The 8,472-nt window shown below is 61.1% G+C and carries 7 protein-coding genes and 1 pseudogene; 6 read left to right on the top strand and 2 right to left on the bottom strand.

Annotated features, from left to right (window positions below; genetic code table 11):
• The first annotated feature begins 67 nt into the window (after positions 1-67).
• Entirely contained in the window at positions 68-2,515 is a 2,448-nt protein-coding gene (locus B0E42_RS00405) for an acyl-CoA dehydrogenase (RefSeq protein WP_077505200.1), read from the top strand.
• A gap of 130 nt (positions 2,516-2,645) precedes the next feature.
• Positions 2,646-3,053 carry a PA2817 family protein gene (locus B0E42_RS00410; RefSeq protein WP_018604120.1) on the top strand — a complete coding sequence of 136 codons (408 nt, stop codon included), beginning with the start codon at positions 2,646-2,648 and terminating at the stop codon, positions 3,051-3,053.
• 572 nt (positions 3,054-3,625) lie between these two features.
• On the opposite strand, the gene B0E42_RS00420 is transcribed toward B0E42_RS00410, so the two are convergent.
• Complete coding sequence (locus B0E42_RS00420; protein ID WP_018604122.1) at positions 3,626-4,624, bottom strand: LysR family transcriptional regulator; 999 nt, start codon at positions 4,622-4,624, stop codon at positions 3,626-3,628.
• A gap of 90 nt (positions 4,625-4,714) precedes the next feature.
• Here B0E42_RS00420 and B0E42_RS00425 point away from each other — a divergent pair, with 90 nt between their 5' ends.
• The 4 genes from B0E42_RS00425 (at position 4,715) to B0E42_RS00440 (ending at position 8,105) form a co-directional block, all read left to right on the top strand.
• Positions 4,715-5,341, top strand: a complete 627-nt coding sequence (locus B0E42_RS00425; RefSeq protein WP_077505204.1) for a hypothetical protein — start codon at positions 4,715-4,717, stop codon at positions 5,339-5,341.
• 478 nt (positions 5,342-5,819) lie between these two features.
• Complete coding sequence (locus B0E42_RS00430; RefSeq protein WP_077505206.1) at positions 5,820-7,043, top strand: type II and III secretion system protein family protein; 1,224 nt, start codon at positions 5,820-5,822, stop codon at positions 7,041-7,043.
• Positions 7,044-7,099: 56 nt separating this feature from the next.
• On the top strand, positions 7,100-7,813 hold the full coding sequence (locus B0E42_RS00435; RefSeq protein WP_053181003.1) for a tetratricopeptide repeat protein: 714 nt from the start codon (positions 7,100-7,102) through the stop codon (positions 7,811-7,813).
• 22 nt (positions 7,814-7,835) lie between these two features.
• Entirely contained in the window at positions 7,836-8,105 is a 270-nt protein-coding gene (locus B0E42_RS00440) for a DUF3613 domain-containing protein (protein ID WP_018604132.1), read from the top strand.
• A 271-nt stretch (positions 8,106-8,376) separates the two neighbouring features.
• Here the strand turns inward: B0E42_RS00440 and B0E42_RS31360 are convergent.
• Positions 8,377-8,472: pseudogene (locus tag B0E42_RS31360) on the bottom strand (IS110 family transposase); the annotation flags it as partial.

The raw sequence follows: 8,472 nt of genomic DNA on the forward strand, positions 1-8,472 counted from the left end.
CGCCGGTTTTGCAGATGCCGTCTAAGCTCTGAAGGTCGGTTTTGCCTTGGTTCACGGAGGATTACATATGCTGTTGTTGTGGATACTGGTCCTGGTCGTCGGGATCGCCTGGCTGGCGCACCGGCGCACCGACCCGCTGCCCGCGCTGGGGATCGTCGCGGTCTATCTGTTGGCCATGGGCATTTTCAGCCATGCGCCCGGCTGGCTGCTGCTGATCCTCTGGGTGGTACTCGCCGCCGTCGCGGCCCCGCTGCTGCTACCGGACCTGCGCCGCAAGTGTTTCAGCGCGCCGATGTTCGACTGGTTCCAGAAAACCCTGCCGCCCATGTCCGAGACCGAGCGCGACGCCATCGATGCCGGCACAGTGTGGTGGGACGGCGAACTGTTCAGCGGTCGCCCGGACTGGGACTTGCTGCTGGCCTACCCCAAGGTGCAACTGACCGAGGAAGAGCAGGCGTTCCTCGACGGCCCCACCGAAGCCCTCTGCGCAATGGTCAGCGACTGGCAGATCGGCCAGGCCATGGACCTGCCGCCTGAAGCCTGGGCTCATATAAAGGAGCACGGGTTCTTCGCACTGATCATTCCCAAGGAATACGGCGGCAAGGGGTTCTCCGCCTATGCCCACTCCCAGGTGGCGATGAAACTGGCCACGCGCAGCGGCGACCTGGCTTCCACCGTGATGGTCCCCAACTCCCTCGGCCCGGCAGAACTGCTGCTGCACTATGGCACCGATGAACAACGCGACCATTACCTGCCGCGACTGGCCCGTGGCGACGACATTCCCTGCTTCGCCCTGACCGGGCCGTTGGCCGGCTCCGACGCCGGGGCGATGCCCGACACCGGCATCATCTGCAAGGGTGAATGGGAAGGCCAGGAAACATTGGGCCTGCGCCTGAACTGGGAAAAGCGCTACATCACCCTTGGCCCGGTGGCCACCCTCCTCGGCCTGGCCTTCAAGGCGTATGACCCCGACCACCTGCTAGGTGAGGAAGAAGACCTGGGCATCAGCCTCGCCTTGATTCCCACCGACACCCCTGGCGTGCATATCGGCCGCCGTCACCTGCCCCTTGGCGCCGCGTTCATGAATGGGCCGAACTGGGGCAAGGACGTATTCATCCCGCTGGACTTCCTCATTGGCGGCCAGGACATGCTCGGCAAGGGCTGGATGATGCTGATGAACTGCCTGTCGGTCGGGCGCTCGATTTCCCTGCCGGCGGTGGGCACCGGTGCCGCGAAGTTCACCAGCCTGGTAACGGGCCAGTACGCCCAGGTGCGCGAGCAATTCAATGTACCGTTGTCGGCGTTCGAAGGTATCCAGGAGGCCATGGCGCGCATCGGTGGCAACGCCTGGATGATGGATGCTGCACGCATGCTGACCGCCAACGCGGTAGACCTGGGGGAAAAGCCTTCGGTGCTGTCGGCCATTCTCAAGTACCACCTGACCGAACGCGGCCGCGAGTGCATCAGCCACGCCATGGACGTGCATGGCGGCAAGGGCATCATCATGGGCCCGAACAATTACCTGGGTCGCAGCTGGCAAGGTGCGCCGATCTTCATCACGGTCGAAGGCGCGAACATCCTGTCGCGCAACCTGATGATCTTTGGCCAGGGCGCCATTCGCTGCCATCCGTTCGTGCTCAAGGAAATGGCCCTGGCAAGCCGTGAAGACAAGGACCAGGCGCTGGTCGAGTTCGACGCCTTGTTGCTCAAGCACATTGGTTTTGCCGTGAGTAACGCCGCCAGCACCCTGGTGCTCAACCTGGGCCTGGGGCATTTCGAGAAGGCCCCCGGCAATGCCTTGAGCCAGGGATATTTCCGCGCCCTCAACCGGCAGGCAGCGGCATTTGCCCTGCTGGCGGACTTGAGCATGATGCTGCTGGGGGGGGAACTCAAACGCCGGGAGCGCTTGTCGGCCCGCCTGGGCGACGTCTTGAGCAACCTGTACCTGGCGTCCGCCGCGCTCAAGCGCTATCACGACCTGGACTCGCCGGACCACATGAAGCCGCTGTTCACCTGGGCCATGGAGGAAAGCCTGGGCCAGTCGGAGCGTGCGCTGGATGAACTGCTGAGCAACTTTCCGAACCGGGTGCTGGGTTGCCTGTTGCGCCTGGTGGTGTTCCCCTTCGGTCGTCGTCACAAGGGCCCGAGCGACAAACTCGACGCCGAGGTGGCGGCGGTCATCGGCCGGCCCAAGGGTGACCCGACCCTCGAAGAGTTGCTACAGGGCTGCTATCGCCCGCAATCGACCGACGATCCGGTGGGCGCCCTGCAACACGCCGCCGACCTGCTGGCCGCCGCCCATCCGCTGCACAAGAAACTGCACGTCGCGCTCAAGCAGGGTCAGCTCAACCCGGCGCCGGGCGAGCCCCTCATCGACGCGGCCCTGGAAGCGGGTGTGCTGCAAGCCGGTGAAGCGCAGACCTTGCGCGCGGCCGAGGCGGCGCGGCGCAAGGTCATCGATGTGGATGACTTCGATAAGGAGGAGTTGACGCTGGCGCAGGACAAGGTCCGTTGATCGTGACGGCGAGGTACGCCGTCACCTATAGCTGGTCACCTATAGCTGGTCACCTATAGCTCTTCACCTATAAAAGCAGGCGCAAGGGCTTTATACTCCTGCGCCCGTTTTGCTCTTGAGGACTTATCTCGTGTCCAATGTCGTTGCCGATCACCTTGTCTTGCTTGACCACTTGCGCAGCATCCTGGTCGCCGTGGGTGAGGCCGAACAGGTGCCCGAAGAAAGCCATGCCCTGTTTCTGGAGCGCTTCGACGAGTTGCGCGCGCAACTGCCCGTCGACCCGATCGAAAGCCAGTACCTGGGCCAGGACCTCCTCTGCCAGGTGATCGTCCGTTATCCACAGATCGCCCACCTGGTGCCTCGCGACCTGCTCTGGTACTTCGCCGGCGACTGCCTGCACTACATGCCCGACGAAGAAATCGCCCTGTACCAGGCCCTGGAGGAGCGTCGTTTCGAAGCCGAGCAAAACGACGAGCCTTTCGACTGGAACCAGGAAAAACAATTGCTGGCGATGTCGGAGCAGGACAGCAAGCACTGATTGCGATCCGTCATGCAAAGGCCCGCACGGTTAACCCGGCGGGCTTTTTTTTGCCTAGCCAACGTGTGTCGCCTGGACGGGCCTCATCGCGAGCAAGCTTTGCTCCCACAGATCGGAAGGGTGTACGACCGGAAGAGCCAGGTCGGCTATCAGGCCGCCTCGCTTTTGCTTTTGATCTGGAGGCCCCGTTAACCACGATGGCCGAACGCAGGCATTGTGGAGTGGGCAACCCGGCATGGATGCCGGGATAGCCGCGCTGGGCCATGGATGGCCCTTCGCGGCGGGCCCACGGAGCAATGCCGGAGAGAGGGCATGCCGAGCCTAGGCGAGGCACCGAGTGGTGGGGCAAGCCCTTTTTGCTTACTTTTTTGGCGTCTGAAAAAAGTGAGCCGCCGTAAGGGCGGACCCCTAAGTAGCCGTTACCGCAGCAACGGATATGTACCTGGTCAACAAAATCCATGTCGACTGACACCCCGCCATCGCGAGCAAGCTCCCCACTGGTTTGTGGTTGATCATAAAATTCATGTACGCAGCGGCTTCTGTGGGAGCGAGCTTGCTCGCGATGAGGCCGGTCAAAACAACCCATCACTCTCCGGCAACTCATAACCTGGCGCGACCTTGCTGGGGCCACTCTCGCCGCCCACCGTGCTCAAGGTCGGCTCCTTCTCCAGGCACGCCACCAGATAATCAATGAACACCCGCAGCTTGGGCGGCAGGTAGCGGGTCGGTGAATGCAGCAACCACAAGCCACCGTGGTAGGAAGCCAGGAACGTCCAGTCGGCCAATACCTGCACGATCAAGCCTTGCTCCAAGGCATGACGGGCGGTGAAGTACGGCAGGCTGCCAATGCCGATGTGCTGCAAGACGGCCCCCAACCGCACGCCCGTGTGATTGGCCGCGTAGCGCCCATGCACGCCGACAGTGACGGACTTGCTGCCTTTCTTGAATTTCCAGCGCGCATCGTTCGGGGTTGCCCCCAGGTAAATGCAGCTGTGTTCCAACAAGTCGTGAGGATGCGTGGGCGTACCGTGTTCGGCCAGGTACTGCGGCGTGGCGCAGAGCAGGTGATCAATGGTCAGCAACTGACGCCCCACCAGCCCGACCGGAGGTTGATCGGTAATCCGGATGGCCAGGTCGACATGATCGTCGATCAGGTCAACCTGCCGATCCTCCAGAAACAACTCCACATCGACCTTCGGATAACGACGCAAGAATTCGGGCATGTGCGGATGAATCACGAAACGCCCCACCGCCTTGGGCACGCTGACGCGGATGCGGCCTTCAGCCTCCTGAGTGAACTGCCCGCTGATTTCCATTACCGACCGAGCGGCGGCGACCATTTCCTGACAGCGCTTGAACACCTCTTCCCCGCCATCGCTCAAACGCAACTTGCGGGTGGTGCGTTGCAGCAAGCGGGTCGCCAGGGCTTTCTCCAGGCGAGAAATACTGCGGCTGATGGCCGACGGGGATGAGCCTGACTGGCGGGCCGCCTCGGAGAAGCTGCCGGTCTCCACGACCTTGACGAAGATGGCCATTTCGGCCAGCAACGGCAACGGTAGATTTGTGCTCATGGCGCAACAGTCCTTTGAAATTTGAACGGATTATCACCCTTTTACGCCCTCCCTATAATCCCGTCACAATTTCTGATGTGGATATGGCACATGACGCTTCGCCTCTTTTTCCATAGCGATGACCTCAAGGCCAACGTGGAAGTCCTGGATTGCAGCCCCCGGGAACATGAGTTTGCCGTGGTGCTGCACGCCACCCTGTTCCACCCCCAGGGTGGCGGGCAGCCCTGCGACACCGGATGGATCGGTGAAAGCCAAGTGCTGCGCGTGGTCCAGGATGGGCCACAAATCGTTCATTACGTCGACTGCCCGGTGGCCTTGGGCATGGCTGAGATCCGCGTGGAGGCGCAGCGCCGACAGTTGAATGCGCGCCTGCATTCGGCTGGGCACCTGATCGGCCATTTCGCCGAGACCCGTGGCTGGACGCCGATCAAGGCCCATCATTGGCCCGGCGAAAGCCGCGTGCAGTTCCAGCCAGGGGAAAATCCTCAGGAACTGGACATCTCGATGATTCAGCAAGGCATCGACGAATGGATTGCCGATGACCTGCCGCGCCTGATCACGTTGCGCGAAGGCCTGCGCGAAGTCGGTTTCGGTGAACTGACCGCCTATGGCTGTGGCGGCACCCACGTGCAGCGCCTGCAGGAACTGGGAACAGTCACCATCGCCTCGCTTTCGCAAAAGAAAGGAACACTGTCAGTGCACTACCACGTGACCTGATATCCGCCAGCCCCTGCGACCAGGAATGGCTCGCAGGCCTCGCCTCCCGCAGACAGATTTGCTCCTGCGAATCCCCCTTCACAACACAAAAAGACAAATTATTGACGCCCGCTTGAGCGAGCTTTTCCCTTCCGTCACTTTTTAGTCATTTTTTTGATTCCTGGCGTGGCGCTTTGCCATGCTTGAACTACCGTCAAACAGAAGCAAGGACGGGGTCGGTAAAACGCTCCTGAAGCGACTTGATCGACACCGCCACTGCCTTCGAAAATCCCGGAGATCCCGGGTACCGAAACGTTGTTTGCAAGCAGCCTGTCGTTCAGTCAGGCCGGTGAAATGCGCCCGTTTGCTTATAGCGACGAGGCCTGAAACCGGCATCAATGAACGGTCAGGCGAGATGGAAAGGGGCAGCCCGGGCCTCTTAAGTGATCCGAGGCAAATAGTTAAGCCTAGGGATGGTCTCTTCATCGAGGATCACTTCATGACCCAGCGCACTGCACCCGTTTTAAAACATTTCATTCATGGCCTGTTCTGGATGGGGCTTGGCTTGGAGGCGGCCCAGGCCGCAGCGGCAAACTGTTCGCAACTGGACAGTTTGCCGGCAACCTTCGAGGTCGGCCAAGGGCTCCAGAGCGAACTGCGCATCCTCGCCCCCGTGACGAAGTTGGCAGTCGGCGATCCGAAAATTGCCGATGTGCAGCCCAGTGGCAGCGATGCCTTCATCCTCACAGGCCTGGCGCCCGGCGCCACCAGCCTGATGGTCTGGACCGACTGTTCGAAGATACCGCGCCAGAGCATGGTGTTTGTCAAAGGCCGGGCCACTGAGGCGCTGACGGGCGCTGCGAACATGCCTTCCGAAGACCCGATGCTGCTCGCCCAGGTGCAGACTGACATTCGTTTCGTCGAAGTCAGCCGGACCAAGCTCAAGGAAGCCTCGACGTCGATTTTCGGCAGCCGTGGCAATTTCCTGTTCGGCTCACCAAGGACCTTGCCCACCATCGGCGGTGTTGTCCGGCCTTCATTGCCGGTCAATAACGACATGTTCAACCTGTCTTTCGCCACCGGTAAGACCCTGTTGATGATCAACGCCCTGGAAGGCAGCGGTTTTGCCTATACCCTGGCGCGGCCGAGCCTGGTGGCCCTCAGCGGGCAGAGCGCGAGTTTCCTGGCCGGGGGCGAAGTGCCGATCCCGGTGCCCAGTGCCGGCAGCGACAACGTGTCCATCGAGTACAAGGAGTTCGGTATTCGCCTGACCCTGACCCCCACCGTCATCGGCAAGAATCGCATCGTCTTGAAGGTGGCACCGGAAGTCAGTGAGCTGGATTTCACCAACGCGGTGAACATCGCCGGGACATTGGTGCCAGCACTCACGGTGCGCCGTACCGATACCAGCATCGCCCTGGCCGATGGCGAAAGTTTTGTCATCAGTGGCCTGATCAGCACCCGCAACAGCTCCCAGGTGAACAAGTTTCCGGGACTGGGCGATGTGCCTATCCTCGGAGCGTTCTTTCGCGACAACGCCATCAACCGCGAAGAGCGCGAGCTGCTGATGATCGTCACCCCGCACCTGGTCCAACCGTTGGCGGCCGACGCGCAACTGCCGACCTTGCCGGGTGAGCAGCTGCGCAATTACGACCCGAATTTCTACCGCATGTACTTCCTTGAACATGGCGAGTTTGACAACCGCAGCGGGCTTTCCCAATGAGCCGGCGCCTGATGTGCAAGGCGTCCGGTGTCCAACGGTTTGCCAAGGGGTATTCAATGAAAGCAGTGATCGCATTAGCGGCAACCTTGATGCTCGCTGGTTGTGCCAGCAATGGCGTGGTGGTTTCTCGCTCGGCCGATTGCGCCAAGCCCGGGGCCGACCAGGAGCTGGCCTTGAACATGGCGGAAGACATGGCCAACGAGGGTCGTTTGTACGCCAGCCTGGCGAACCTCGAACGCTTGCCTGAGGACTTGGTCCAGGTCCGTCTGCGCAAGGCCCGGGTGCTGCGCCTGATGGGGCGCAACGAGGCCACTCCGTTGTACCAAAGCCTGCTCGGGACGTGCCTGGCCGCAGACGGTGAACATGGCCTTGGCCAGTTGGCGGCTGCCAAAAATGACAATGCCGCCGCCACCCAATACCTCGAACGCGCAGCGAAAATGGCCCCGACCGACGGTAAGATCCGCAATGACCTGGGGGTTGTCTACCTCAATCAACGACGCGTTTCAGAAGCCCGTTTCGAGTTCATGACCGCCATGGAGCTCCAGCAGTCAGACACGCTGGCCGCGCTCAACATGGTGACCCTGCTGATCTACCAGGACAACTGGAAGCAGGCCGCCGAGCTCGCCAACATGGCCAAGCTGAGCCCCCAGCAAGTGGCAGATGCCCAAGCCCGTGCGGAAAAAATCAGGGGCTCGGCTCCTAACGCAGTGAAGTCGCCCGCCAACCGCCTGACCGAGGTCGTCGATGCTTCAACCGGCGCGGTCAAGTAGAGCGTTACGAGGAGTTCAAGAAATGATGACCAAACAATTGATGATCGTGTGCATGGTGAGCCTTTCCAGCGGCGCCTGGGCCATTGAGCCTGGCCCCTCTTCGCCAGCACAGCAAGGCACCGAGAGCTGGATGCAACTGCAGATTCGCGGCGTAGTCGCCTCCACCAACCTGCAAACCGCCTCTGCCGCCGAACGCGAGATGGCCATGCAGCGTTGGCTCAACAGCTTCAACTACCCGATCCCGGAATTCTTTGACCAGGACTCGGCAGGAGAAATCACCAGCAGCAAATGAAGCACGCTGGAAACGAAAAGACCGCAGCCCTCGACAGCGCCTACATTTGATCCGATGTAGGAACTGCCGGGGGCTGCGGTCTTTTGGCTGACCGCCGAAAAAACCTGGGGGAGCAAGCTTGCTCGCGATGTCGGTCGCACACTCAGCACCTTCATTGACTGTCACACCGCTATCGCGAGCAGGCTCGCTCCCACAATGGGCCTGGGGTGAACACAAGACCCATGAACACCCAAGATCACCTGTGGGAGATTCTATGGTACGGGGCTACCCCTTAAATGCCTTTCGGTAAGTATTCGCTCTGGTTCTTCAGCAGGGCGAATACCACTCGGGCAAGCTTGCGGGCCAGTGCCACTAATGCTTCGGTTGT

Source organism: Pseudomonas sp. A25(2017) (assembly GCF_002001065.1).
In the GTDB taxonomy this organism is placed as follows: Bacteria; Pseudomonadota; Gammaproteobacteria; order Pseudomonadales; family Pseudomonadaceae; genus Aquipseudomonas; species Aquipseudomonas kilonensis.